Here is a 543-nt window from a genome sequence, read left to right as displayed (position 1 = left end):
GAATCGCAATCCATCTACGACGTTTCGGACGAGTTTTTTGCCCTGTTCCTAGATCCGACAATGGGCTATACGTGCGCTTATTTCGAACGCGAGGGCATGACGCTCGAAGAGGCGCAGCTTGCCAAGATCGACCTGGCGCTGGGCAAGTTGAATCTCGAGCCGGGCATGACGCTGCTGGACATCGGCTGCGGCTGGGGCGCGACCATGCGCCGGGCCATCGAGAAGTACGACGTCAACGTCGTGGGCCTGACGTTGTCGGAGAACCAGGCCGAGCACGTCCAGAGAACGTTCGACGAGATGGACACCCCCCGCACCCGGCGGGTGCTGCTGGAGGGCTGGGAGAAGTTTCACGAACCCGTCGACCGCATCGTTTCGATCGGCGCCTTCGAGCACTTCGGCCGCCAGCGCTACGGCCGCTTCTTCAAGATGGCCTACCAGGTGCTGCCGTCCGACGGAATCATGTTGCTGCACACCATCGTTCGCCCCTCCTTCAAGGAGGCCAGGGCGCGGGGCATGACGCTGACGCACGAGATCGTGCACTTC

At 62.2% G+C, this 543-nt stretch carries 1 protein-coding gene; it reads left to right on the top strand.

The features are described 5' to 3' along the window. A partial coding sequence (locus tag A5701_RS06300; RefSeq protein ID WP_156669949.1) for a class I SAM-dependent methyltransferase occupies positions 1–543 on the top strand: 543 nt, incomplete at both ends.

This window comes from Mycobacterium sp. E3305, from assembly GCF_001666785.1.
In the GTDB taxonomy this organism is placed as follows: domain Bacteria; phylum Actinomycetota; class Actinomycetes; order Mycobacteriales; family Mycobacteriaceae; genus Mycobacterium.
Note: the sequence above shows the minus strand (reverse complement) of the source record. Positions and strands in the feature narration are given on the sequence as shown.